Source organism: Fulvivirga lutea (assembly GCF_017068455.1).
GTDB classification, from domain to species: Bacteria; Bacteroidota; Bacteroidia; order Cytophagales; family Cyclobacteriaceae; genus Fulvivirga; species Fulvivirga lutea.
Genome location: NZ_CP070608.1, coordinates 408,234 through 435,120, shown reverse-complemented (window position 1 = coordinate 435,120; position 26,887 = coordinate 408,234). Strand labels below are relative to the sequence as shown.

Sequence of the window (26,887 nt, the reverse complement as noted above, 5' to 3'; positions counted from 1 at the left end):
AATGAAATTAGCAACTGTAGAACTTAGTGAAACCAATCGATTTTCAGATTTATTTTTAGACTATCTAAATGGCTCTGAAAGATTAAAGGAGTTCTACAAACGCTATCCTGAGATAGCTTCCTTTAAAGAACAGATTGCGGATAAGAAGTTTAGCGCTGAAAACAGAAAGATTCTCTGTAGTACTCTATCTGATCAATATCAAGGCATTTCTTCTAAGAAAGCGGTTAATACTTCCCTTCAAAAACTAGCTTCCGAAAAAACATTTACGATCACCACGGGCCACCAGCTAAACATTTTTACTGGGCCACTTTATTTCATTTATAAGATAGTCTCTGTCATTAAAACCTGTAAACAACTTAAATCTGAATATCCTGAATACGACTTTGTGCCTGTTTATTGGATGGCTTCTGAAGATCATGACTATGATGAGATTAAGTATTTCTGGCTGAACAATAAAAAATATGTTTGGGAGACTGAGCAGTCCGGTGCTGTTGGCGAGTTTGAAGTGTCCGGGCTAAAAGAATTGAGCAAGTCAATTCCGGGTATACCTGAGTTTTTTAAAGAAGCTTATTCGAAAGGTAAAACTCTGGCAGAGGCTGTAAGGTGGTATGTGCACGAGCTGTTTGGTGATGAGGGATTGGTTGTAATTGATGGAAATTCTAAAAAGTTAAAATCACTATTCACTGATATTGTAAAAGATGACTTGATTAATCACTCTGCAGGAAAATTGGTGGCAGATACATCCGCTAAAATTGATGAATTAGGTTATAAAACACAGATATATGCCCGTGACATTAATTTATTTTATTTAGACAAAGGGGTAAGAGAGCGTATAGAGAAGAATGACGCAAGAGACTATCATGTGCTCAATACTGATTTGAGTTTTTCAGAGGAAGAGATACTCAAGATTATAGATGAGACTCCTGAAAAGTTTAGCCCAAACGTTGTTTTAAGGCCATTGTATCAGGAGGTGGTTTTACCAAACCTGGCCTATATAGGTGGCCCTGCAGAGGTAGTTTATTGGTTTCAATTAAAGGATATGTTTGACCATTATAAGACCTCATTTCCTATTTTAATGCCAAGAAACTTTGCTGCAATTTTGCCTAACCACATTAATGAAAAAGTGGGAAAAACAGGTTTAAACTATGCTGATTTATTCAAGCCAAAGCATGAATTGCACAAGCAAGTTACTTTGTCCAACACTTCTGAAAAGGTATTATTAAATGGGCAGAAGGACGAGCTTATGAATTTATTCAATAAGATTAAGGAGCAAGCAGCCTCCATTGATCAAACGTTAGTGGATCACGTTGATGCACAAAGTACCATTGCTAAGAGTAAGCTTGACACAATTGAAAAGAAGTTTATCCGCGCAGAGAAACGTAAGCAATCTGAAAAAATAGCACAGATAGATTCAATATTGGAAGTTCTTTTTACCAATGACTCACTACAGGAGAGAAGAGATAATTTTTTGAATTTCTATTTATTGAACTCGCAATTTGTAGAACAACTCATAGCAGAATTTGAACCATTCGAATTCAAGTTTTATATACTTTCAAATGGCCAGTAAGCAGGTTTTAAGAGAAGTATACTTAGCCAAACGTTTAACACTTACAGAAGAAGAGTATGGCAGGAGAAACGAACTTATTTTAAACAAAGTTTTGGCTCTTATTGCCGAAGTTAACCCCTTAATAATTCACTTCTTCTTACCAATTAAAAGCAAAAGAGAAATTGATTTAACATCCGTTATTGATCAATTTCCTTCAAGTAAATTTGTTATTCCAAAAACAGAAAGTAATGGTGAACTGAAGCATTTTATTTTTAATTCAGAAACTAAGATGCTTCAAAATAAATGGGGAATAATGGAGCCTCAGGAAGGTATAGAGGTTGATCCAAAAGATATTGACCTCGTTATTGTCCCCTTAATTATAGCCGATAAGTTAGGACATCGAATTGGCTACGGTAAAGGTTATTACGATCGATTTTTGGCAAAGATTGAAGCACTTAAAGTAGGAGTATCTCTCCAGCCTTTGTTAGACAAAATCGATTATTCAGAGGCAACAGATGTCGAGTTGGATAAGGTAATTACTCCTTACGAGCAGAGGATAATTTCTTAGGATTAAAAACCGTTTTAAACTCTTTTATTCCAAATCCTAATTGGCCATTGCCATCCATATATTTGATAAAAATGGTGTAGTTTCCTGGTCTATCGGATGTTCTAAACGGAATTCTAACTTTACCATCGGGGAAAGACAAGTTACTTTCCCAAAGTAAAACTGACCTCATATCAGGCAGGTTGGGATTATGCTCATTGTTTTTGATGGGATTACTTGCTGGTTTGGTCACACCGGTAGCCTCAAAGTAGTTGCCACTTTGTGCGATTTCATTTGATCCTGCCGATTCTTTCAGAGTTACAACCACTAATCCACCATCTCCGAAAGGCCCCAGGTTAACGAGCTTTTGTTGTCTGTTAAATATTTGAATTCTTTGAATATCAGCAGGGTTAATGGCCAATATCTCATCAATATCTTTGGTGGGTCGGTTGTTAATGAAAACGAAAGGTGCTTCTTTGTACACTCTTAACTGGTCTTCAGAGAACATTCTTAGCGTATATTGCCCTTTTTTCTTGCGGAGCATGAGTCCATTTAAAACCTCTTTAATAACATCGGTCATCGTAGGGAATACCTTATATCTGGTCATATCATAATCAGAATCAGGGTCTCTCACTAATTCTTTAATGTTAAACTCCAATGTTTTTTCATCTGTAGTTTCCTCAGGTTGATAGAACTTATATACTTTCTGAATTGAATTGTTCTGTGCAATGTTTTTGCGCTCAGCATCATGTGCCTCAGTCCAGGGTAACTCTTCAGTCAGATTGAGTGATATGGATGGAATTACTTCTTCTACTTTAACTTCGGGGTTGGTAAATTTGTGGTCTTCGGAATAAGCGTAAAATGGAATTTTCTGCTTTCCATAAAACTCAACTAGCAATGGAAATTCGAAGTAACCTGAACTATCCAAGTTAGCCTGATAAACAACATTTACTCCAGGAATAAATAAATATAGCTGTGATGAGTCGGGCAGTGGCTTAATATCTTTTAAGTTGCCTCGTAGGTATAAATAGTTCTCTTTTGTTCTGCTAGCGTTCTCTGAAGCTTTGATAGTGGTTGACTCAGAAATGCTTATGGCATAGTCATCAAGGCGTTGCCTAATATCATCCGGGCTTGAGAATAATGTTACAGGAAGATTACTGAGGTAATAGAGATCCTTATTATTTGAAACCCAATTCGAAGGAATAATTTTGGCATTTAAATGCTGAATATCTCTGTTAGTATTGAAAACTAATTCGTCACCTGAAGAAGTTTGTAATACGCTATCAATTAAAATTTGTTCATTTTTTAAATTGACATTATTGAAAACAGACCTACTTGCAATTATATTCTCATTATGCAAGATATTAAAGGAAAGAAGGCTTGATGGCAACTGATTCTTTTCAATTCTAATGGCTAATCCTTTTCTTTTATAGAGTGCTTTAGATTCATATACGATGTTATTTTGAGAATAAGGTCTAATTATTAAGCTGTCATTATGATAAACACTTCCATTGCTTTGTAAAATCAACAGATAATAATCTTGTCGATCATCAACTCTCAGCGAAAGACCTTCACTAACTACCTTAGGAAAGGTACTCTTGATATTGTTAGACGAGTCACAAAAGTGACTAATTTTATAGGCCCTACTACTTTCTGGTTTAAGGAAAACACTGCCATAACCAGACTTCTTAGTTAACTCTAGTTCTGCAATAGTCTTTTCCTTATCATCAACAACTTTTGCCGATGTTTGAGAGCAATTATGTTCGTATGAATAAGCCAGTCTGGTAGGAATATTATCTATTAGTTGACCACCCTCAGGATAGAAATTAATATGGCTTAATTTTTTTGTATCCTTAATTGTAAAGCTCTCTTCGGTATCATATATCAATATGCGTTGTCTATTTAGTTGGCTTTCGCCTAGGCCTAATAGGTAATTGGTATAAACAATCAGCTCGTAATAGCCTGATGCCATGCTCTTGGTAAGAGTTATTTTTGAGGAACCCTGTCCTTTGCTTGCAAAATTCTTTTGTAGTTCAACAACATCGTTAAACTTATTCTTCAGAAGGATATAAACCAATTCATTAGATTGAGAAGGTTTATTCTCATAATCCAATAGTTGATAACTTATTTGTATTTCCTGGCTATTAAAATAGAAAGGCTTATCAACATCAAAAGTAATTTTTGAGGCAGGGGTTTGAGCTAGAGCAAAGTTGGTCGCTATGACCAATAATATGGATAAAAGTTTTTTCATATTACCAGAATGGGGGTCTTTCGTTTGTTGAGTTTGAAACTTTAGTGCAGTCATCCTGAATAATGTCACCTGTTGAAACATTTATTGGGAACAACTCTGAAGTAACAAATCCAGAGACTTTTTTAACTGAAGAAGCACTAAAATAACCAAGCACAATTTCATCAGGATCATCTATTGATTGGATATTGGATTTAATTCTACCAGTTGGTTGATCGAATAAAGATCCTTGGTTTTGCTGTTGTTCCACTTGTGACCAAAATTGATGTGCACCTTTCGATAAGGACAATTGCTCAACCTCAATAAAATATTTGAACCCAAAGCGTCCTTTTTCGTCTCTTATGAAACCAATATTAAAATTTTGTATTTGTCCCGAAATAAATTCGGGCTTGGATACTATAACTTTCTGAGAATATTCATCAACCCAGCATTTGCAACAAGTACAAGGTGCTATTTGTTCTAGTGTTTCGGTTAGTGCATCATAAACATAACCGCTACAAGCCGGTGGGTCTGGGATGGTCTGCAGTTCAACTTTTTTTGTTTTTTGTTCTGGGAATGTTAATATTTCATAAATGGCTGAGTACCTCCATCTATAAAATGGACTTTCAGATACATCACCAGTGGTTAATAAAACATTGATGCCATCATAATCAGTAACTACATTTTCTTTACTTACTTCATTTTTCACTTCATAACTAAAAGCCAATGTATCTATACCCGCATTAGTTGTAAGGGTTTCTGGTAAAGATCGGTATGATTTACCGTTAGAAAGAGTAATATTCAAAACATAAGAAGTACCTACTTGGCCTTTAAACGAAGTAGGTGTAGTATAAAGGCCTGCTGACGATTCGTTTAATTGAATAATTGAACCATTTCCAGATAATATAAACACATCTGCACTTGACGCAGGTTTACTTCTACTATTGTCAAAATATCCTGTAGAGTAAAACAGTTTAACACTATATGGCCCTTCCTCATCTGTTATTAAGGCATCTACAACCAAATTACCCGCTTCAGATTCAACATCAACATTAACAGGGTCTATACAGCCTAAAAGCATAAATAATATTAAGGACGCTATTTGAACAGAATTTTTCATACTTACCAGAATGGAGGCCTTTCATTACTTGATCCAATTACTTTTGTGCAGTCATCCAGGACGCTATCAGGTGGACTAGTGCGAATGGGAAATAGCTGCGGTGTTATAAATCCAGATTTCTTTTTTATCGATGAAACACCAAAGTATCCAAGTACAATTTCATCTGGATCATTTAGAGATTCTATATTTGATTTAATTCTACCCGTTGGTTGGTCAAATAGTGACCCCTGATTTTGTTGCTGTTCAATTTGTGACCAAAATTCATGTGCTCCCTTCGTAAGAGATAATTGTTCAATTTCAATAAAGTATTTGTAATTAAATATTCCTCTTTCATCTTTCAGAAAATCAATATTGTAATTTTTAATCTGACCGCTTATAAAATTAGGATCAGAAACTTTAACCTTTTGTGAGAAATTCTTAACCCAACATTGACAGCATGTACAGGGGCCAACCAAGACAACTTGTCCAGTAGAATTATCAACAATATATCCACTGCATAATGGCGGATCAGGAACCGATCCTCCATCAACTTTCTTCTCACGAAGTTCTGGATTGGTACGAATCTCATAAATTGATTCATATCTCCAACGATAAAATCGATTTTCATCAATTTCCCTTGTTGTTATAAAAAGATTTATGCCATCGAATTCGATCTCAATATTTTTATCGTTTAAGCCGCTTCTAACCTCATAATTAAATAATAATGTATCAATACCAGCATTGGGTTGTATTGTCTCTTGGGTTGATTTATAAGATCGACCGTCAGCGAGGGTAATGTTGAGTATGTAACTAGAACCTATTTTCCCCTGGAATGACTCTGGGGTAAGATAGTTGCCAGATGATGATTCAGATAGCTGAATGATTGACCCATCATTAGTAACAATATTTAAATCTGCACCAATTACCGCCTTTGTGTTTTCATTATCGAAATAACCAGTTGAATAAGATAATTTGACGTTGTATGGCCCTTCTTGGTCAGTTATTAATGCGTCAACGACTAAATTACTTTCGGTTGATTCTACATCAACATTTATTGGATCAATACAGCTCTGAAATGCCCAAAAACTAGATAGTATTATAAATATAAGTCTAAATATTTTCCCCATTATTCCCAATATGGTGGTTTAATATTGGTGGCACCTTCAAATCCCAGGCAAGTTCCTATTAATTCAGGTAAGACCGAAACTCTTTCAGGAACATCTTCCCGTGTAAGATAACCACTTGCAGATACAATTGATGATACACTAAAATATCCTCTAACTGCACTATTTTCTTTGTCGACCGTATGGATGTTAGAAGGGATCTCACCAACTTGTTGAGCAAAAATCGAGTTCTGTTCTTTTTGATTTTTAATTCGCTTCCAAAATTCGTGCTCTTCCTGAGTTATGGAAAATTGATCAATATTGAAATGATATTTTTCTTGAAATCTTCCTTCAGAATTTTCTATGAATGCAATAGGAACATTTTTAATCTTACCGCTAATGAAATTAGGGTCTGATATAATTAGATTCTCATGCTCTATTACCCAACATATACAACATGTACAATCTGGCGGTGGTGCAGTACCACAAGGAGGAGGGGGTGGAACTACAGACAGATAAGGCTTAGTTTCAATTTGATAAGTTCCAGTAAACTGCCATCTATAATACTTATTATCTTCTTCTAAAATATCGGTGTCGAGAAATAGTTCAACACCACCCTTACTAACCTCAACATTATTTTTACTTAGCGTTGATCTAAAATTATATTCTTTATTCACTATATCAATACCGGCATTCTTCACTAACCTCTGTACAGTACTTTCAAGTTTCTCGCCTTCACTTAACTCAATTACCAACTTGTAATCTATACCTTCAATAGCTTTGAAATCTGATGGAGGGATGTATGTGCCTAATCCATTTTCACTAAAAATAATTTGATCGGCACCTGCATTCAAAATAACTTGTGCATTTCTTACTTTGTTAATAGATGGATTAGAAGAATTGTCAGAATAGGCAATTGATTTAGACACAATAACTCGGCTAGTCCCTTCCCTATCTGTTATGAGTGCATCTATAACTATGTTGCCATCGTTATTCGAATCAATTTCAAAATTAATTGGATCAATGCATCCACAAAGGATCACAAAACATAATGATATGTTGACTAAGCTCTTCATTAAAACTTAAAATTATAGGTGATAGAAGGAAAGGCTGATCCCAAAACAGAAAGTTTATAGGCGGTTGGCCTACCACTCTCACTTTCCTGAAAGAAAACGGAATATGCGTTTCTTCTGGAGTACACATTGTAAATCGTAAACGACCAGCTACCTTCCCACTTTTTATCCTTTTTGTGATTAGTCCTAATCAATAACGACACATCCAACCTGTGATAAGTCGGTATTCTGTACTGATTCCTTTCGGTGTAATTAGCCACCAAAACACCATCTATTTCAAATCGTTCTACTGGTGCAGTAATTGGTCTTCCAGAAGCCAGGTTGAAATTAAAAGAAAGTACGTGCCTTCTTGAAATGTCATAATTAGCATTGATTTTGATATTATGCGGCTGGTCGTAGTTCGCAGGAAAAAACTCGTTGTTATTCACTTGCAAGCTCTCAAACTGCGAGGAAGTCCTTCTTCTCGAAGAAGTGTAGGTGTAATTAAATTCTCCCGACAATCGGCCATCTTTTTGAATAGAAAATTCAAGCCCCCTTATATCGGCTTCACTATTTACTAATTCGGTTTCAATATTCTGTTTTAATGCTAACTGGGCGCCATCTTTATATTCAGGCACATTATCAATTTGTTTGTAAAATACCTCTACCGAAGCAGTAAGCTTTTTCACAGGCATTCTTTTGAAATAACCAATAGAATATTGATTACCTATCTGTGGTTTGATATATTCTGAACTAGGCACCCAGGAATCAATCGGGGTAATGGCCGTTGTATTGGACAATAAGTGAATGTATTGATAAGACCTGCTAAATCCTGCCTTGATAAAGTTATTAGCATCCAGGCTATATTTTGCAGACAAGCGAGGCTCCAGCCCAGAATAACTGGCAGCCACTTCTCCATTATCATAGTTAACAGTATCTATTATCTCGAAATCATCCTTAGGTAGTTCAGGGTTGTATTTAAACAATTGATGATCGCCAAATAGTCGATAGAAAGAATACCTTAAGCCTGGCGTAATAATAAGGTTATTTCCAACCTGCATCTCGTCACTAATAAAGATTCCGGCTTCCAGCGATCTATCATTGTTCAACTCAATATTCCGTACATTGGATGAGCTTGATAGTGGCTTAAGGTCACCTCTAGCAAAATCATAACCTTTTACATCAACGCCAGCCGTTAAAAGATGCTTTTCAAGTGCATAGTTCAGGTATGACTTGAATTGAAAATTGTCGATACTATATTTCCAAGAAAATGACTCGTCTATATCTTCATCTCTAACCTCATAATTGTAGTTGCCAACAGAAAAGTTGTTAAATAGTGAGAGTTTTTGGTTTACATAACTTTCATGAGTGATTGATGCACTATGGTTTTGCCAATAATAGGCCGTGTCATTTGAAAACTTGAACTTATCATTACTTAAATAGTAGCTTGCTGCTATCTTATTCTTTTTATTAATATAGGCCGTTACTTTGCCGGTTACATCGTAAAAGAAAGCTTCGCTGTTTCTTACATCATCATTCTTAACTTGTTTTAGCAGCCAGTCTGAGTATGATGTTCTACCTGCAAACAGAAAGCTCACCTTGTCTTTAGCTATTGGGCCTTCCACCATCAATCGGCTGGTAACAATACCCAAACCGCCTGTTCCATGAAACTCATTCCTGTCGCCATCTTTTTGTCTAACATCTAATACAGAAGAGATTCTGCCGCCATATTGCGCTGGAATCGCGCCTCTATAAAACGTCACTTCTTTTAAAGCGTCAGGGTGAAAAGCCGAGAAAAAACCGAATAGATGGTTAGGGTTGAATATGATGCCTTCATCCAATAATATTAAGTTTTGATCAACACTACCTCCCCGCACATTAAAACCTGCACTTCCTTCTCCCACGCTATTAACTCCAGGAAGAAGCTGAATACTTTTAATAACATCTATTTCGCCTAAGAAGGCTGGGATCGTCTGCAATTCTGCAGCTGTTATACGCGTTCTACCTACTACTGCACTTTCAAAATTTTCCTTTTCTGCATTGTCTTTCACTACAATTTCATCAAGTGTGATGGGTTTTTCTTCCATAATCACATCGTACTTTCCCGACTCATAAATCGAAAAAGCGATATTCATATCTTGATAATTTAGTCCGGCATAAGTGATGATGTGTTTACCAACTGGTAGGCTTAAAGAGTAACTTCCGTCTGCCCCAGTTGCCGTTCCTTTTTGCACTTCGTTAGCGTAAATAGTTACTCCTACGAGGGGTTCATTAAATTTTTCATCTTTTATAATACCTCTAATGCGAACGCTGCTACCCCAATTGGCATTGGCTGAGTCTCCAATGGTATATCTTGTTAAATCACCATCTAGGTTATCTAAAATTTCTTGTCGAATGATATCGGCAGTAGGATCTTTGATTAATGCAATACCATAATCGTAAATATACTCTATATTAATCGACCTACCCGCTAATATACTTTGAAGGGCAGTAGCAATTGGCTGATCTTTATAACTGGTAGTCACTGTAATTTGGGCAGTCCATTCTGGTAGGAAGAAGAATTTTACATATTCTTTTTCCTCAATTTCATTTAAGAATTCTGTAAGTGAAACACCTATCTTGTGTTCTGGAACTCGAAAATCTACATTCTGACTTTTGGCTGTGCCCACTAAAAATAATAAAGCGATGCCTGTAATGATTCCTCGCATAGAAATCAAATGTAGCCCTTTATTGCAATATGCTGAATCACGTAAACTGTGGGATATTACCTACTTAATGGCCATCACCATCTCCTTTTTGCCGGGAGGACCGGGCAAAGTATTAACTTCAAGGCCTAATGATTTGAGGTTTCTTTTAAGCTGACCCTGAGCACAATAGGTGACGAATACACCACCCTTCTTCAAAGAATTAACTACTTTCTCAATTTGGGGTATTTCCCATAATTGCGGTTGTTTGCTGGGTGCAAATGCATCGTAAAAAACTATATCAAACTTCTGATTTCTTAAGTCAATCAACTCGATTTTATCATGTATTTTCTCTAGAAGAAACTTTTCGTGTATAGGAACTTGCGAGTTCCACGGTATCTCATGCATATCATTGAAAAAATCAGTCAGTGAACCGTCAGCAACTAAATTAGAATAGTTGAGTATTTCATACTGCTCCTTGTCCAATGGGTATGCTTCAATCGACATAAATTCGATCTCAATATTATTTTTGATCCCATATTCGAGAGATAAAAGTGCATTTAAACCTGTGCCAAATCCTAGCTCAAAAATCTTGACTTTCTTGACTTGAGAATTTTCAGAGTGCCAGAATCGTAAGCCATTTTCAATGAAAACGTGACGAGATTCTTGCAGTGCACCATGAAATGAATGGTATGTCTCATTTAATTCTTTGTTGTACAAAGAATGCGATCCATCTTCAGTGGTAATTATTTTTAGATGATCATTACTCATTTAGTGATCAGTACTGTTGCAAAAGCTGCAACTCCCTCTTCTTTACCAACGAAACCGAGTTTTTCAGTAGTAGTTGCCTTAATTGAAACATCTTCTTCATCAATGCCCATTACTTCCGCCAAGCATTTTTTCATTTCGGGGATGTAAGGATTTATTTTAGGCCTTTGCAAACAAATGGTACTATCGATATTTCCTATTTCCCAACCCTTAGTTCTAATCAGCTTCATTACATCTCTCAGAAGAATTTTGCTGTCAATGCCTTTAAAGGCTGGATCAGTATCTGCAAAATGGTATCCAATATCGCGCATGTTGGCTGCACCTAATAAAGCATCACAAATTACGTGAATTAAAACATCGGCATCTGAATGGCCAACTGCGCCCTTAGTGTGCTCAATTTTAATGCCGCCCAACCAGAAGTCCTTGCCATCAACCAATTGGTGTACATCGTACCCAAGTCCCGTTCTAATTTTCATTTGCAGTTGTTGATTTATAGTGTAGTACAGAACAATTCTTTTCATGCAGAATATCATTCACCATTTCCATGATGTCAGATTCCTCTACTGCCCTGATTCTTTCGATTTCTTTATTACAATAATTGGTGTCTCCTGAAAGGGCTGAGTAAGCCAGGTTCATGGCTCTATTCAATAATTCCACTTCGCCAAATGCTAAAGTTGACTCTGCCTGATTTTTAACTTTATTGAGTTCTTCATGATCCATGCCGTTATTTTTTAGTGAGTTAATTACTTTCCATACTTCACTTTCCCCTGTTTCAGTTGAAACACCTTCGGCTAACTTTCCACTTATAACCAACAATCCGGGGTCTAGAGAGCCCATGACATAAGCTCCAATACTTTTAAATATTTCATTATCTCTAACTAAAGCATTGTATAAACGTGATGATTTTTCTCTACCTAAAATATCACTTGCCAGATCTGAAGCATGATAGTTATGATCAAAACGAGCTGGCATATGAAAGGCCATCGTTAACATATCGGTGGGCACATCAGCGGTAACCACCAACTCTCGCTTTTGATTTTGCTTCGATTCTCTGTTGTAATTTCTTTCAATCGACTCACTGCTAGGAATATCCCCAAACCACTTTTCTGATAACTCCTTAACTTGATCAAATGTAACATTACCAGCCACTACAAGCACCGCATTATTGGGACTGTAATATTTATTATAGAAAGCTTTCACATCATCTTGAGTAGCTTCTTCAATATGGCTGATTTCCTTACCTATTGTTGCCCACCTGTAAGGGTGCTTGCGATACGCCAAAGGCCTCATTTTAAGCCATAAATCGCCATAAGGCTGGTTTAGATACCGCTGTTTAAACTCTTCAATAACCACACTTCTCTGCACTTCCAGTACCTTATCACTAAATGGAAGGCCAAGCATGCGATCGGATTCTAACCAAAAAGCACTTTCTATATTTTGGTGTGGTACAGTTATATAATAGTTTGTGATATCAGGACTGGTGAATGCGTTGTTATCGCCACCAACTTTTTGTAGCTCACTATCAAAATTTTCTACATTAATTGATCCACCAAACATAAGGTGCTCAAATAAGTGGGCGAACCCTGTTTTTGTTGGGTCTTCATCTCTGGAACCAACCTTGTAAAGTAAATTAAGTACGGCTATCTGAACGCTGGGGTCTTCATGCACAATTACCTGAAGTCCATTATCTAGCCAAAATTCTTTGAAATTGATCATATTTGGTGTCCAAAAATAAATATAACCCTTCACTTTGAGGGCAAGACCAATGCCTTAATTTTGCGGCAAAATTTAAGATATGAATTTCGATAGGAAGAAATACTCCAACAAACTGCTCATGGACCTCTATGAAGGTCTTTTGCGGCCAAGAATGATTGAGGAGAAAATGCTGATTCTTTTAAGACAAGGAAAAATTAGCAAGTGGTTTTCTGGAATAGGGCAAGAGGCGATTTCTGTGGGCGCCACAAAAGCTTTAAAGGATGAGGAATATATACTTCCAATGCATAGGAATTTAGGGGTTTTTACTTCCAGAAATGTGCCTTACGATAGATTATTCGCTCAATTTCAAGGTAAAATTCATGGATTTACAAAAGGGAGAGATCGTTCTTTTCACTTCGGCACGAATGACTATAATATCGTAGGCATGATTTCGCATTTGGGACCTCAGCTGGCTGTAGCCGATGGTATAGCATTAGCAAATCAACTTGGGAAGGAGTCTAAAGCTACATTGGTGTTTACAGGAGATGGTGGTGCAAGTGAAGGAGACTTTCATGAAGCATTAAACGTGGCGGCTGTGTGGAATTTGCCAGTAATCTTTGTTGTAGAAAATAACGGTTACGGCCTTTCCACGCCTAGTTCTGAGCAATTCAAATTCAAAAACTTCATAGATAAAGGACCTGGATACGGTATTGAAGCTGTTAAAATTGATGGTAACAACGTACTGGAAGTGTATGACACAATTGACAGGCTTTCAAAAAAATTAAGAAAAAATGGCGGTGGGCCGGTACTTGTTGAAGCCATGACTTTTAGAATGCGCGGCCATGAAGAAGCTTCCGGCACTAAATACGTTCCTAAAGAATTAATGGATCATTGGGCAAAGAAAGATCCTTTGGAAAATTATGAGCGATATCTTTTGAAGGAGAAGGTTCTTACAAAGAAAGATATTGAAAAACTAAGAGCAGGTATTCAGCAAGACATTGATACAGGATTAGATAAGGCTTATTCAGAAGAATTGCCGGTGGCGAGTACAGAACTGGAAATAACCGACATGTACTATCCCTTTGAGCAAAAGGTAGTAGAAGAGTCCGGTAATTTTTCAGAAAAAAGATATGTAGATGCCATTTCAGACGGATTAAAACAAAGTTTAGAAAAATACCCAGAGCTGGTCATCATGGGTCAGGATGTAGCTGATTATGGAGGGGTATTTAAGATTACTGAAGGCTTTGTCGATAAATTCGGTAGAGAAAGGATTAGAAACACCCCGCTATGTGAATCGGCAATCATTGGTATCGGTTTGGGAATGTCCATTAAGAAAAGAAAGTCGTTGGTGGAAATGCAATTTGCTGATTTTGTTACTTGCGGTTTCAATCAGATTGTTAACAACCTCGCAAAATCTCACTACAGATGGCAGCAAAATGCTGATGTTGTGGTTCGAATGCCCACCGGGGCAGGTGTGGCGGCAGGGCCGTTTCATAGCCAATCAAACGAGGCTTGGTTTTTTCATACACCAGGTTTAAAGGTGGTATATCCTTCCAACCCTAAAGATGCTAAAGGGTTACTATGCGCAGCAATAGAAGATCCTAACCCAGTAATTTACTTTGAGCATAAAATGCTTTATCGTTCTCTAACTGATGAGGTTTGTGACGATTATTATACTACTGAAATTGGTAAGGCCAATTTGGTGCAGGAAGGTTCCGATATCTCAATAATCACTTATGGCATGGGCGTGCATTGGGCCAAAGAAATAATGGGAAACAACCCTGAAATTTCAGCTGATATTCTTGACTTAAGATCATTGTTGCCATGGGACAAAGACGCTGTAAGAAAAACTGTTGAAAAAACAGGTCGCGTTCTTATTTTACATGAAGACTGTTTAACCGGAGGAATTGGAGGAGAAATTTCTGCCTGGATTGGTGAACACTGTTTTAACTATTTAGATGCGCCTATTTTAAGAGAAGCAAGCTTAGACACAGCGGTACCATTTTCTCCGCCATTGGAACAAAACTTTTTACCCAAGGGTAGGTTAGCTCAAAAAATTAAAGATTTAGTCGAATTTTAGTTAACTTGATGCGTTCTAAGCTAATGTAGCTCAATTTTTTACGCATATTATTTTGTCTTTTCAATACCATAGCGCGAGCATTTCTAAGCCCCTAAAGTGGACAATACTTGTTCTTGTATTACTTTGTGGTTCCTGTTTTCAGGGTAGCAATGTCGTACAAGCTCAGGAAAAGAATAAGTTTGAGCGTTTGAATGAGAGGAAAAATAAAGAGAACCGCAGGCTCAAGCGAAGAGGCGACAGAGCCAGATCAAACAAAAGTAAATTAAGGCAGGTACGTTTTAAGTCGAGAACCAGGCAGGGTGAAAAGGCTTATAAAGGTGATATAACTGGAAGAAAAGTTACCAGGATAAAATCTTCAAGGTTGCGTTCCAATGCGAACTATGCGCAACCAAATCCTTATGCAGGAAGAAAAAGAAAAACGGAAGCAAGTGTAGCAAAAAAGGCCTTATCAAAAGCGCGCTTTACACAACGGCCTTCTGAAAACGCAAAAAAAGCTTCAGGTCCACCGAGAACTTCAACCAGACCTCGCGAAAAAGCATGGAAGGGTGGAGTTAATGGCCGGGCATTGAATAAACGAACTAAGAGAGTCACTTTCACTGGTAAAAGTAATTATCAGGGAGGCTCGGTGCGTTCTGCAACGCGTTCCTCAGAACAAAAAGCTACCTCGGGAAGAGTGGTGCCAAGATCGGCATCGGGGGCTTACCGAGTTCGAAAAAGAAAAACACCTTACAGTTCTTTTAGACCAAAAAAGAAATGGGAGAAGGCCTTTAAAGGAGATATTACTGGAAGAACATTTCAGACAAAACGCACAACTGGCCGTCCGGGAGTACAAAAGCCGCCAAAAACGAAATACACCAGTCCTGGCAGAAAAGGCGACCAAGCTTATTCAGGAGGCTTCGGAGGAGGCTATAAATCCGCGACCAGAAGACCTGAAAGGGCCTGGAAGAAAGATATTTCGGGAAATAAATTGCGAATCAGAACTAGTGAAGGGCCAAAGTTTGATGGCCCACAGTTTACGCCCTATCCAAAAAATAAAAGTAGAAGAGGAGATCGGGCATATAAAGGAAAAATTAAAGGAGGTAGCTATAAATCAGTTTCGAGCAGAAAGGAGCGGGCTGGTAAGAAACTGAGTGGCAGTAATCCACCTGGATCAGGCACAAGTAAAGGGCTCAGTTTCCAGGGAAACATTAAGGCTGGAAAACCGCTTAAGGGTGGAGGTAGTATTTCCGGTAAAAGATGGAATAATTCTGGTAAATCAATTACAAAAGCAAACAATGCTGAACAAAATCAACGAGCCAGATCTTTTCAGGGAAATATCAAAGCTGGAAAGCCATTAAAAGGAGGCGGAAGTATATCCGGCATCAGATGGAATAATAAGGGTCAATCAATAACGAAACAAAATAACTCGGAGCAAAGTCAGCGAGTACGCTCATTTCAAGGCAATATTAAGGCAGGTAAACCTTTAAAAGGCGGTGGTAGTATTTCAGGTATCAGATGGAATAACAAAGGTCAATCAATAACGAAACAAAACAATTCGGAGCAAAGTCAACGCGTAAGGTCGTTCCAAGGTAACCTCAAGCAGTCCAAATATAAAGGTGGTTATTATGATGCATTATCAAGCACTTACAAGGGGGGTGAAAAAAGAAGATTTGATTACAAGCGTCACCCAAGTGCAGATAAAAAGGCGATTAAAGTCCGTTTTTCAAAAAATAAAGATGATTTGGCAGGATATCAGGGCACACTCAAGCAGAGAAAATATAAAGGAGGCAATTTCGATGCGTTGGCAGGCACCTATAAAGGAAACCAAAAAAGAAAATTCGATTATAAGAAAAATCCGAATGCAGCTAAGGAGTCATTAAAAGTAAAAGAAGAACAGAAGAATGACAGGTTAGCAGGTAATTATCAGGGTACAATTAAGGATAGTAGAAAATATAAAAAGAACCCAGCGGCAGCGGATGAGGCATTGAAAAAGCATGCTCCTAATAAGAATTACTTTTTAGGAGGTAATTTTACAGGTAGAACTAAACAAACCTGGAAATACAAGCAAAATCCGAATGCGGCTGACGAATCCCTAAAAAACAGACCACCACAATCGGGTGCACAAAAAGGAGCTGATTTTGGTGGAAGAACCAAAGTAACCTGGTCAGTAAGGAAAAACCCAAGCACTGCTAAAGAATCACTGCTGGGTATAGCTCCTTCAAAAGAAACAGCCAGAGGAACGGCCTTCAAAGGGAGAACCAAATTGGCTTATAACTATAAGCGAAATCCTAATTCCGTAAGTGAAGCGTTAAAAGGGCGCGGACCTTCAAAGGCGGCCATTAGCGCATCTAACTATCAGGGTAATATTAAAATGAGTAAAAAAAGCCTTCAGGATAGGCACCCAAGCCTTAAGTATGCTCGGGGAAAAAATAGTGCTACTCAAGAAAAAGAGAAACTTTTTAGCTTGAAATTATTGTTTGCTAAAATATTCAAGAAGAATGAGGGGCAACCTGACAATGTGAAGGAGAAAGAAAGAGCACCTCGCTTCGATAAACGAGAAAGAGAAATTTGGTACGATTAATTTATGAATTGGAATCATTTAACATCTGAGGATCAACTAAAGGCAGCAATTAATGAATCTGAAGAAACACCCGTTTTAATATTTAAACATAGTACAAGGTGTTCCATTAGTAGCATGGCCTTAAATAGACTGGAGCGATCATGGAGCGAATCGGAGGGTATTAAACCCTACTATTTAGATTTAATTCAGTTTCGGTCACTATCAAATCAAATTGCAAGCCAATTAAATGTTGAGCATCAATCTCCACAAGCTATTTTAATAAAAAATAAAGCAGTGGTGCATCATAGCTCCCATATGGGTATTTCTTATTCCGACATCTCAAAATCTGTAATAGCTTAAAAATTAAAGCTTATTGTTTGCTTTAGCTCTTCAGAAAGACTTAGTGATACAGGGCAGGTAAGAGCAGCATGTTTAAGACCTTCGATTTGTTCCTTTGATGCTTTTAATTCAGGTATTGTAAAGTTGATTATTACTTCTTTCACTTTTCTAGGGTTGGCAGCCATCACTTTGGTGATATCGGCACTTAAACCTTCTAAACTTACTGATTCTTTGTTAGCATAAATCCCCATCAGGGTCATCATGCAAGAGCAAAGTGAAGAACATAGTAAATCAGTGGGCGAATAAGCTTCACCCTTGCCATTATTGTCAGTTGGGGCATCAGTAATTATTTTATTTCCTGACTTGATATGTGTGCCCTCCGTTCGCAAAGAACCAAGGTAACTTACTTTCATTTGTGCCATTATTCGGTTGGGGTTAAACTATCTTAAGAGGTTTTCCGTTTTAATTTTACTAAATTTAATTATTCTTTTGCAGAGTGAATAAAAAGATTCTTATACTACCGCTTCTACTTCTCATTGGGTTAACGTCCAATGCTCAGGAAGACCATGAAGATTACAATTCAGAGTTTGTTTGGGGGATAAACAAAAATACGTCTGGAGGCCTCATTGGAGGTTTCACATTTCGTAAATCCAGAAAAATAGGCGATAATTTATTCGAGAGCGTGGGTTTAGAGGTGATGAACGTTAAACATAATCAGGAAACTCAGCTTAGGACTAGTGCAGGTAGCAGCTTTATTTTCGGAAAAGTTAATTATTTATACGCTCTGCGATTCCAATATGGTAGAGAGTTAATCTTATTTAGAAAAGCACCACAACAAGGAGTTGAAATAAAAGCAATCACTGCGATTGGCCCATCTTTAGGAATTCTTGCGCCCTATTACATAGAGTATAGTCCTGATCGTGGAAGTACAATTGGAGGAAATACAGAAAGAGTACCTTACGATCCGAGCATCCATTCAATAGAAGGAATAATTGGAACGGGTTATTTATTTCAAGGCATTCAAGAATCCAACATTCGTATAGGAGCAAACTTAAAGGCTGGCATTAGTTTCGAAATGGGCACATTGAAGAGTAGTGTGACGGGTGTTGAAATTGGAGCACTTTTAGACGCATACACTCAGAAAATAGACCTGATGGCGGGCGTTGAAAACAAAGCTATTTTTCCAACAGCATATATTACCATATTCTACGGAACCAGAAGGTAGTCTCTCTGGTTAATTCTATAGTTAAAATGTACCTTTGCATTTAGATAATTACTAGAGCATGATAGAACTTCCTGTAGTTTCAAAAGAAGAAAAGAAAAGTAAAATCAGAAAACCAGATTGGCTGAGAGTTAAACTCCCTGTTGGGGAAGAATATGCTAAGGTTAGAAAACTGGTTGACAACTATAAATTACATACCATTTGTGAAAGCGGTAATTGCCCAAACATGGGCGAATGCTGGGGAGCCGGTACGGCCACTTTTATGATATTAGGGAATGTTTGTACCCGAAGCTGTACTTTCTGTGCGGTAGCGACAGGCCGCCCACCAGAATATGACGAGGAAGAGCCTAAACGTGTTGCCGAGGCTATTAAACTCATGGGCGTGAAGCATGCCGTAATTACCTCGGTTAATAGAGATGAATTAAAAGACAGAGGTGCAGAAATTTGGTATCAAACGGTAATTGAAACCAAGAAACTTTCACCTGAAACAACCATAGAAACATTAATTCCCGATGTAAAGGGTAATTGGGACGCCTTGTATAGGATGATTGAGGGTGGTCAGGAAGTAGTTTCTCATAATGTGGAAACGGTTGAAAGTTTATACAGAAGGGTTAGGCCACAGGCTAAATATGCCAGAAGCCTTGAGCAAATAAAGCTTACCAAAGAAGCAGGTAAGCGTACTAAGTCAGGTATTATGTTAGGGGTAGGTGAAAAGCCTGAAGAAGTACATAAGGCAATGGATGACCTGGTTGCAAACGGACTGGACATTTTAACTTTAGGCCAATATTTACAACCAACTAAAATGCATTTAGAGGTTGCTGAGTTTATTCACCCTGATCAGTTTGATGCGTACAGAGAAGAGGGATTGAAAAGAGGATTAAAATATGTTGAATCAGGTCCTTTGGTAAGATCATCTTACCATGCAGAAAGACACGTAAATGTTCCTATTTAATTGAAGATTTATGGAACAATAGTAGGCCTCATTTTGTAATAAAGTGAGGCCTCTTTTTTACCCAAAATAATATTAACTTTGCAGTCTCATTTGAAGGCCACTACTTAACAAATATGAAATTAGATATTAACTACCGAGAAAGATTTGATACCCGCCACAACGGGCCTGATGAAAATCAGGTAAATCAAATGCTTGAGTTCATTAAAGCTGATTCATTAGAAGACTTAATAGATCAGACTATTCCTAAGGCAATCCAGTTGGAAAAGACAATGGATTTACCTTCAGCAAAGAGCGAATACCAATTCTTGAGTGACTTTAAAGTATTGGCTTCAAAAAATAAAATATTTAAATCATATATAGGCACTGGCTATTATGATACCATAACGCCACCAGTAATTTTGAGAAATATTCTTGAAAACCCGGGGTGGTATACAGCCTACACTCCTTACCAGGCAGAAATCGCGCAAGGCAGACTTGAAGCGCTAATTAATTTCCAAACTACAATTATTGAATTGACCGGAATGGAAATAGCCAATGCCTCTCTTCTTGACGAAGGAACAGCGGCAGCAGAAGCAATGACGATGTTAATGGGTCTTAGGAAGGGGAATAAGAAAAATTCGAGTAAGTTTTTTGTAGATAAAAACGTATTCCCTCAAACACTTGATTTGCTTAAAACCCGAGCAATTCCCGTAGGGATAGATTTAGTAATTGATGATTTGTCTAAATTGGATTTAACGGATGAATCACTTTATGGCATTTATATTCAGTACCCAAATAACGATGGCGAAGTAATAGATCATTCTGATTTAATTGCATCGGCAAAAGAGAATGATGTTTTTGTTTCCGTTGGAACTGATTTACTTAGCCTAGTGCTACTAAAATCTCCTGGTAAAATGGGAGCTGATGTAGTAGTTGGATCAAGCCAAAGATTTGGTGTGCCGATGGGTTTTGGTGGACCTCACGCAGCTTTTTTTGCGACAAAAGAAGATTATAAAAGACAAATTCCTGGTAGAATCATTGGAGCTTCAATCGATGCACAAGGCAACAATGCTTATAGAATGGCACTTCAAACAAGAGAGCAGCATATCCGTAGAGAAAAGGCTACCTCCAATATTTGTACAGCTCAGGTTCTGTTAGCGGTAATCTCCGGCATGTATGCCGTATATCATGGGCCCGAAGGTCTTAAAAAAATAGCTCAACGAACGCATGGCTTAACAAAACTACTTGCGAAAGGCATTAAAGAAGCTGGCTTTGAGCAGGTTAACACACATTATTTTGATACACTAAAAGTTAAAGTATCAGATATAGATGGCATCAAAGCTAAATCTGAGGAAAAAGGAATGAATTTCAGGTATTTCGGTGATGGTCATATCGGTATTTCATTGGATGAAACAACCAGAATTGAAGACATCGTAGAAATTGTTTCTGTATTTGATCCAAAAACTACATTTGACATTCAATCTGAAGCAGATAACATTTCTTTAGACTGGCCAAAAGGTCTCCTCAGAGAATCTAAATTTCTTGAGCATCAAGTATTCAATAAATTTCACTCTGAGCATGAAATGCTTAGATACATAAAAAGGTTAGAAAACAAAGATTTGTCTCTGGTACACAGTATGATTTCATTGGGTTCGTGTACAATGAAATTGAATGCAACCACTGAAATGATGCCGGTTACATGGCCGGAGTTTGGTAAAATGCACCCATTCGCACCTTCATCGCAAACAAAAGGATATCAGGAATTATTCACTGATTTGGAAGCATGGCTATGTGAAATTACAGGGTTTGATGCTGTATCACTTCAGCCAAATAGTGGAGCACAGGGCGAATACGCAGGTTTAATGGTGATCAGAGCCTATCATGAAAGTAGAGGTGAAAGTCATAGAAATGTAACTTTAATTCCATCTTCTGCACATGGAACCAATCCAGCGAGTGCAGTGATGGCAGGGATGAAAGTAGTGATCGTGAAATGCGATGAACAAGGAAATATTGATGTGGATGATTTAAGGGCTAAAGCTGAAGCGAATAAAGATAATTTATCTGCTTTAATGGTTACATACCCATCAACGCACGGAGTTTTTGAAGAAAGTATCAAGGAAATTTGCCAGATAATCCATGATTTTGGTGGTCAGGTGTATATGGATGGCGCAAACATGAATGCTCAGGTAGGCTTAACCAGTCCTGCTAATATCGGGGCAGATGTATGTCATCTTAATCTGCACAAAACATTTTGTATCCCTCACGGTGGTGGAGGCCCTGGAATGGGTCCTATTGGAGTGGCCAGTCAGTTAAAGCCATTCTTACCTAGTAATCCTGTTGTAAAAACAGGTGGTGATCAGGCTATTACTGCTATTTCTGCAGCCCCTTATGGTAGTGCTAGTATTCTTACAATCTCTTATGCGTATATCGCGATGATGGGTAGGAATGGTCTTACCAAAGCAACACAGATTGCTATACTCAATGCGAATTACATCAAAGAGAAACTTACAGGACATTACGATGTATTGTATACTGGTAAAAATGGTAGAGCAGCACATGAAATGATTATCGATTGTCGTGAGTTTAAAAAAGCTGGAGTGGAGGTTGAAGATATCGCTAAGAGATTAATGGATTATGGGTTCCATGCACCAACGGTTTCTTTCCCTGTTGCTGGTACTATGATGATTGAGCCAACAGAAAGTGAAACAATGGAAGAATTAGATCGTTTCTGTGAGGCACTTATCGAAATTAGAAAAGAGATTAGTGAGATAGAATCTGGTGTGGCTGACAAAGAGAATAATGTGTTGAAAAATGCACCCCACACAGCCGCAGTCATTACAGCAACTGAATGGGATAAACCGTATTCTAGAGAAAAAGCCGCCTATCCGTTGGCTTATGTTAGAGAATCTAAATTCTGGCCTTCAGTGGGTAGAATAGATAGCGCATATGGAGATAGAAATTTAATGTGCAGTTGCTTGCCACTTGAGGAATATAACGAAGATGCTCAGGCAATAGAAGTATGAACTTAGTAAGAAAATAATTCAATATTGAAGGGTCGTTTTTCGACCCTTTTTTTATTCCCTCATACTAGAGAAAAAAAATTTAAATTTTTTTCGCAAACGATTGCGAACGTAATTTGTTGTGATTGAAAGACTTACAAACTTAAATTCTGACTAATCCGATAAAGTCAGTTTAGTCGTCTGAAAATTCTCTTGCATCCATAATATTATTTGGCATATTTGTGCCTTTTCAACCTAAACCAAATTTGTATGATTAGAAGTTTTACTCTAAGGGGTATTCTATTGCCCTTACTTTTTGTGTCCACCACCATATCACTGGCACAAAACAAGGCTCAAAGAGAGCAAATTCAAGAAAAATCAAATATTACTAAGTTAAATCAGCTAGAAGTTGAGTTTAGACAGAAAGCTGAAAGTGAAAAGCGTGCTGCTATTGAACAAGCAGAAAGAAATGGATGGCCAATAAGAACTTCCTTATCTGATGGAAGACTCATTGAACTCCAAAAAGTTGTTGACGGGCAACCAATCTACTATACCACTTTTAATGTGGATGCGGCTCGTTCTACCAGAACTGACCACCTCAATTCAGGAGGCTCGTTGGGGTTATCATTAAATGGCCAAAACATGACTGCCTATGTTTGGGACGGTGGCTTGGCAAGAAGCACTCACCAGGAGTATGATGGAGCAGGTGGTTCTAACCGATTTTCAATTGGTGATGGTACCAGCACATTGAACTTCCACGCAGCTCACGTAACCGGAACCATTATCGCTTCGGGTTTTCAGGCAGCTGCAAAAGGTATGGCTCCTCACGCTTATGCTGTAGGCCATGACTGGAATAACGATAAAACGGAAGCCACTGCAGCAGCAGCTAGCGGAATGTTAGTATCAAACCATTCTTATGGCTATGCTACAAGAAACCAATTTGGCCAGGTACAACTTCCACAATATTTCTTCGGAGGTTATATCGATGAGTCTGCTGCATGGGATCAAATTCTTTACGATGCACCTTACTATCTAATGGTAGTGGCTGCCGGTAATGACGGTAATGATAACACAGCCAATACTAATCCTACGGGTGGAAGTGGCTTCGATAAATTAACAGGTCATTCTACTTCTAAAAACAACTTAGTTGTTGCCAATGCTCAAGATGCGAATGTTGATAGTAACGGTAATTTAATATCAGTTGCAATCAATAGTAGTAGCAGTGAAGGTCCTACAGATGATTTTAGAATTAAACCGGATATTACAGGAAATGGTACAGGTGTTTATTCTACTTATGAAAGTAGCAACTCTGCATACAACTCTATTTCTGGTACTTCAATGGCATCTCCTAATGTTGCTGGTTCATTGTTATTATTGCAACAGCACTATAATAACGTAAACGGTTCTTTTATGAGATCTGCAACGTTAAAAGGTCTTGCTCTTCACACGGCAGATGATGCTGGAGTTTCAGGCCCGGATGCTGTTTTTGGTTGGGGACTATTGAATGCTAAAGCTGCTTCTGAAGCAATCACAGAGAATGGAAATACTTCAAGAATTGAAGAATTAACATTGTCTGCAGGCCAGTCTTACAGTATCACTGTTGATGCCAATGGAGTTGAGCCATTATTAGCTTCAATTTCTTGGACTGACCTTCCTGGTGCTGAAAACACCGGAACTGTTAACCTAACAACGCCAGTTTTGGTAAATGACTTGGATATCAGAGTAACTAAGTCAAGCACCACATATTTTCCATACAGGCTTACAGGTCCTACATCAAGTACAAAATCTGATAATAATGTAGACCCTTACGAAAGAGTAGATATTTCCGGAGCGAGTGGTAGTTACACAATAACCGTAACTCACAAAGGTACTTTAACAAGTGGCAGCCAGGATTTTACTTTAATAGTAACTGGTGTAACTGGTGCACCTGTTGTTTGTAATGCAACTACGCCTACTGGTCTTTCTGTAGGCAGCATAGGCTCATCAACCGCAACTGCAAGTTGGGATGCCGTTTCAGGAGCAACTTTTGATTTAAGATATAGAGTAGCAGGTACTAGTACTTGGACTGTTGAAGCAGTGAGTGGTACATCTTACGATTTTTCCGGCCTATCTGCTTCTACAAATTATGAAGTGCAGGTTAGAAGTAAATGTTCAGATGGAAGCAACTCAAGCTATACTTCGTCTACAAATTTCGCCACAACAGAAGTACAATTAAACTACTGTGCTGCTAATGGAAACAGTGTTTCTGACGAATACATTAGCAGAGTACAAGTGGGAGGAATTAATAACGCATCTAGTGCTGGTACAGGAGGATATCAGGATTTTACTTCGGTATCTACAAGCCTGGCAAAAGGAGAACCTCATACTATTACTATCACACCAACTTGGACAGGTTCGTTGTACAATGAAGCTTACGGTGTTTGGATAGACTATAATAAGGATGGTGATTTCACAGATGCTGGTGAGCAGGTGTTTGCACAATCTCCTACTCAAACATCACCTGTTAGTGGAAGCTTTACAATTCCTGCAGGAGCTGTAGAGTCTAGTACAAGAATGCGTGTAATCATGCGATATAATGCAGCGCCATCATCTTGTGGCTCATTTAACTATGGAGAAGTAGAAGATTATACAATTATCATTGGAGGAGCAGCAGGTGATACTCAGGCACCAACAGCACCAACGAATCTTGCAGCTTCTAACATCACTCAAACTACTTTAACACTTTCTTGGACTGCTTCAACGGATAATGTTGGTGTGGTTGGTTATGATGTTTATCAAGCAGCCTCATTATTAGGAACAGTTACGGGTACTTCAGCGAATGTTACATCATTAACTGCAGGTACTAACTACTCTTTCAGTGTTAGAGCTAAAGATGCAGCAGGCAATGTTTCAGCGGCAGCTAACGTTTCGGCAACTACTCAAAGCGCAGGAATAACTTGTTCATCAACGGTAAGCTTACCTTACTCTGATGGTTTTGAGTCCGGCTTTGGTGGTTGGTCTCAGGTTTCAGGCGATGATTTTAATTGGGCAAGAAGATCAGGATCTACTCCTTCTGGAAGTACAGGTCCATCGGCTGCATCAGAAGGGTCTTTCTACTTATATGTAGAAGCATCTTCACCTAACTATCCAAGTAAGACAACCATCATAGAAAGCCCATGCTTTGACCTTGATGGTGAAACAACAGTAAATTTTGGATTCAAATATCATATGTATGGTAGCACAATGGGTTCTTTAAATTTACAAGCCTCAACTGATGGTACTTCTTGGACTAGTGTTTGGAGTGAGTCTGGTAATCAAGGAAACTCTTGGCTAACGGCCAATGTAGATTTATCATCCTATGCTGGAGATGTTGTTAAGTTAAGATTCGTAGGCACTACCGGATCTAACTATACAGGCGATATTGCTATTGATGATCTAACGATGGGTGCCGGAACTTCTGGCCCGGGTTCTACAGATGTTACATTAACTTTAGTTTTTGATAACTATCCTGAAGAAACTAGCTGGCAAATTGTAGATGGCAGCACTGTAGTTGCTTCTGGCGGAACATATGCTTCTCAAGCAGATGGATCTACGTTGAATATTGATGTAACGCTACCTGACGGATGCTATGACTTTATAATTTCTGACCAGTATGGTGACGGAATGTGCTGCTCTTATGGTAATGGTTCATATTCTCTAAGAGATGGAGCAACTGTATTAGCTTCAGGCGGATCATTTGCTTCTAGCCAGACTACTAACTTCTGTGTTGGAGGGGCTGCATTCAGTACATTCTCCGATTTAGGAAAAACTGTTCAGTCTGATGGTATACGACCAGATGGATTCAGCTTCTATCCTAATCCAGTTGAAAGTCATTTGAATGTATTTACAGGTAAAATGAAAGCAACAAGCTATAAAATTTATAATGCCACAGGAAAAATTTGGCAGCAAGGCAATCTTTCAGGAACAGATAATGTAATTGGAGTTCAGTCTCTAAAAGCAGGATTCTACTTCCTGGAAGTGACAGACGGTGAGAATGTTCTAATCAATAAGATTATTAAGAATTAATTTCAACCGTAAACC

Annotated in this window: 18 protein-coding genes; 9 read left to right on the top strand and 9 right to left on the bottom strand. The window is 38.1% G+C overall.

Annotation, left to right across the window (positions count from 1 at the left end):
• Nucleotide 1: 1 nt before the first annotated feature.
• The gene (gene bshC, locus JR347_RS02110) at nt 2–1,567 is read left to right on the top strand and encodes a bacillithiol biosynthesis cysteine-adding enzyme BshC (protein ID WP_205722411.1); all 1,566 of its coding nucleotides are present in this window, start codon (nt 2–4) and stop codon (nt 1,565–1,567) included.
• Complete coding sequence (locus tag JR347_RS02105) at nt 1,557–2,114, top strand: 5-formyltetrahydrofolate cyclo-ligase (RefSeq protein ID WP_205722410.1); 558 nt, start codon at nt 1,557–1,559, stop codon at nt 2,112–2,114. Before bshC ends, JR347_RS02105 begins: the two co-directional genes overlap by 11 nt.
• On the opposite strand, the gene JR347_RS02100 is transcribed toward JR347_RS02105, so the two are convergent.
• The 8 genes from JR347_RS02100 to JR347_RS02065 are packed head-to-tail and all read right to left on the bottom strand — an operon-like array spanning nt 2,083 to nt 12,739.
• A complete protein-coding gene (locus JR347_RS02100) occupies nt 2,083–4,341 on the bottom strand; it encodes a hypothetical protein (RefSeq protein WP_205722409.1) in 2,259 nt (752 codons plus the stop codon). The two genes, JR347_RS02105 and JR347_RS02100, sit on opposite strands and share 32 nt — an antisense overlap.
• A gap of 1 nt (nt 4,342) precedes the next feature.
• On the bottom strand, nt 4,343–5,437 hold the full coding sequence (locus JR347_RS02095) for a DUF4249 domain-containing protein (protein ID WP_205722408.1): 1,095 nt from the start codon (nt 5,435–5,437) through the stop codon (nt 4,343–4,345).
• 2 nt (nt 5,438–5,439) lie between these two features.
• Nucleotides 5,440–6,543 carry a DUF4249 domain-containing protein gene (locus JR347_RS02090; RefSeq protein ID WP_205722407.1) on the bottom strand — a complete coding sequence of 368 codons (1,104 nt, stop codon included), beginning with the start codon at nt 6,541–6,543 and terminating at the stop codon, nt 5,440–5,442.
• Entirely contained in the window at nt 6,543–7,595 is a 1,053-nt protein-coding gene (locus JR347_RS02085; protein ID WP_205722406.1) for a DUF4249 domain-containing protein, read from the bottom strand. The genes JR347_RS02090 and JR347_RS02085 overlap by 1 nt, the downstream gene beginning before the upstream one ends.
• A complete protein-coding gene (locus tag JR347_RS02080; RefSeq protein ID WP_205722405.1) occupies nt 7,595–10,279 on the bottom strand; it encodes a TonB-dependent receptor in 2,685 nt (894 codons plus the stop codon). The genes JR347_RS02085 and JR347_RS02080 overlap by 1 nt, the downstream gene beginning before the upstream one ends.
• Before the next feature lie 60 nt (nt 10,280–10,339).
• Nucleotides 10,340–11,026: a tRNA (5-methylaminomethyl-2-thiouridine)(34)-methyltransferase MnmD gene (gene mnmD / locus JR347_RS02075; protein ID WP_205722404.1), complete on the bottom strand. Its 687-nt coding sequence runs from the start codon at nt 11,024–11,026 to the stop codon at nt 10,340–10,342.
• The gene (gene ispF, locus JR347_RS02070) at nt 11,023–11,499 is read right to left on the bottom strand and encodes a 2-C-methyl-D-erythritol 2,4-cyclodiphosphate synthase (protein WP_205722403.1); all 477 of its coding nucleotides are present in this window, start codon (nt 11,497–11,499) and stop codon (nt 11,023–11,025) included. The genes mnmD and ispF overlap by 4 nt, the downstream gene beginning before the upstream one ends.
• A complete protein-coding gene (locus JR347_RS02065; protein WP_205722402.1) occupies nt 11,489–12,739 on the bottom strand; it encodes a M16 family metallopeptidase in 1,251 nt (416 codons plus the stop codon). Before JR347_RS02065 ends, ispF begins: the two co-directional genes overlap by 11 nt.
• 79 nt (nt 12,740–12,818) lie before the next feature.
• On the opposite strand from JR347_RS02065, the gene JR347_RS02060 reads away from it, so the two are divergent.
• The 3 genes from JR347_RS02060 to ytxJ all read left to right on the top strand — a co-directional run bounded on the left by JR347_RS02060 (nt 12,819) and on the right by ytxJ (nt 17,697).
• Nucleotides 12,819–14,798: an alpha-ketoacid dehydrogenase subunit alpha/beta gene (locus tag JR347_RS02060; RefSeq protein ID WP_205722401.1), complete on the top strand. Its 1,980-nt coding sequence runs from the start codon at nt 12,819–12,821 to the stop codon at nt 14,796–14,798.
• Nucleotides 14,799–14,985: 187 nt separating this feature from the next.
• Complete coding sequence (locus tag JR347_RS02055) at nt 14,986–17,358, top strand: hypothetical protein (protein ID WP_205722400.1); 2,373 nt, start codon at nt 14,986–14,988, stop codon at nt 17,356–17,358.
• A gap of 3 nt (nt 17,359–17,361) precedes the next feature.
• Nucleotides 17,362–17,697: a bacillithiol system redox-active protein YtxJ gene (gene ytxJ, locus JR347_RS02050; RefSeq protein WP_205722399.1), complete on the top strand. Its 336-nt coding sequence runs from the start codon at nt 17,362–17,364 to the stop codon at nt 17,695–17,697.
• On the opposite strand, the gene JR347_RS02045 is transcribed toward ytxJ, so the two are convergent.
• Complete coding sequence (locus tag JR347_RS02045; protein ID WP_205722398.1) at nt 17,694–18,098, bottom strand: OsmC family protein; 405 nt, start codon at nt 18,096–18,098, stop codon at nt 17,694–17,696. The two genes, ytxJ and JR347_RS02045, sit on opposite strands and share 4 nt — an antisense overlap.
• Nucleotides 18,099–18,172: 74 nt before the next feature.
• Here JR347_RS02045 and JR347_RS02040 point away from each other — a divergent pair, with 74 nt between their 5' ends.
• The 4 genes from JR347_RS02040 (at nt 18,173) to JR347_RS02025 (ending at nt 26,872) form a co-directional block, all read left to right on the top strand.
• Nucleotides 18,173–18,901 carry a hypothetical protein gene (locus tag JR347_RS02040; protein WP_235689734.1) on the top strand — a complete coding sequence of 243 codons (729 nt, stop codon included), beginning with the start codon at nt 18,173–18,175 and terminating at the stop codon, nt 18,899–18,901.
• Between the two features lie 58 nt (nt 18,902–18,959).
• Nucleotides 18,960–19,850, top strand: a complete 891-nt coding sequence (gene lipA, locus JR347_RS02035; protein WP_205722397.1) for a lipoyl synthase — start codon at nt 18,960–18,962, stop codon at nt 19,848–19,850.
• 113 nt (nt 19,851–19,963) lie between these two features.
• Nucleotides 19,964–22,852: an aminomethyl-transferring glycine dehydrogenase gene (gene gcvP, locus JR347_RS02030; protein ID WP_205722396.1), complete on the top strand. Its 2,889-nt coding sequence runs from the start codon at nt 19,964–19,966 to the stop codon at nt 22,850–22,852.
• Between the two features lie 246 nt (nt 22,853–23,098).
• Nucleotides 23,099–26,872 (top strand): S8 family serine peptidase, encoded by a 3,774-nt coding sequence (locus JR347_RS02025; protein WP_205722395.1) that lies wholly within the window; start codon nt 23,099–23,101, stop codon nt 26,870–26,872.
• Nucleotides 26,873–26,887 lie beyond the last annotated feature (15 nt).

Excerpts from the sequence above, each read along its gene's own strand:
- JR347_RS02105 (WP_205722410.1), top strand. The coding sequence starts at position 1,557 with ATGGCCAGTAAGCAGGTTTTAAGAGAAGTATACTTAGCCAAACGTTTA.
- JR347_RS02045 (WP_205722398.1), bottom strand. The coding sequence starts at position 18,098 with ATGGCACAAATGAAAGTAAGTTACCTTGGTTCTTTGCGAACGGAGGGC.
- JR347_RS02095 (WP_205722408.1), bottom strand. The coding sequence starts at position 5,437 with ATGAAAAATTCTGTTCAAATAGCGTCCTTAATATTATTTATGCTTTTA.
- ytxJ (WP_205722399.1), top strand. The coding sequence starts at position 17,362 with ATGAATTGGAATCATTTAACATCTGAGGATCAACTAAAGGCAGCAATT.
- bshC (WP_205722411.1), top strand. The coding sequence starts at position 2 with ATGAAATTAGCAACTGTAGAACTTAGTGAAACCAATCGATTTTCAGAT.
- JR347_RS02065 (WP_205722402.1), bottom strand. The coding sequence starts at position 12,739 with ATGATCAATTTCAAAGAATTTTGGCTAGATAATGGACTTCAGGTAATT.
- JR347_RS02085 (WP_205722406.1), bottom strand. The coding sequence starts at position 7,595 with ATGAAGAGCTTAGTCAACATATCATTATGTTTTGTGATCCTTTGTGGA.
- JR347_RS02025 (WP_205722395.1), top strand. The coding sequence starts at position 23,099 with ATGATTAGAAGTTTTACTCTAAGGGGTATTCTATTGCCCTTACTTTTT.
- lipA (WP_205722397.1), top strand. The coding sequence starts at position 18,960 with ATGATAGAACTTCCTGTAGTTTCAAAAGAAGAAAAGAAAAGTAAAATC.
- JR347_RS02060 (WP_205722401.1), top strand. The coding sequence starts at position 12,819 with ATGAATTTCGATAGGAAGAAATACTCCAACAAACTGCTCATGGACCTC.
- mnmD (WP_205722404.1), bottom strand. The coding sequence starts at position 11,026 with ATGAGTAATGATCATCTAAAAATAATTACCACTGAAGATGGATCGCAT.
- ispF (WP_205722403.1), bottom strand. The coding sequence starts at position 11,499 with ATGAAAATTAGAACGGGACTTGGGTACGATGTACACCAATTGGTTGAT.
- gcvP (WP_205722396.1), top strand. The coding sequence starts at position 19,964 with ATGAAATTAGATATTAACTACCGAGAAAGATTTGATACCCGCCACAAC.
- JR347_RS02100 (WP_205722409.1), bottom strand. The coding sequence starts at position 4,341 with ATGAAAAAACTTTTATCCATATTATTGGTCATAGCGACCAACTTTGCT.
- JR347_RS02090 (WP_205722407.1), bottom strand. The coding sequence starts at position 6,543 with ATGGGGAAAATATTTAGACTTATATTTATAATACTATCTAGTTTTTGG.
- JR347_RS02080 (WP_205722405.1), bottom strand. The coding sequence starts at position 10,279 with ATGCGAGGAATCATTACAGGCATCGCTTTATTATTTTTAGTGGGCACA.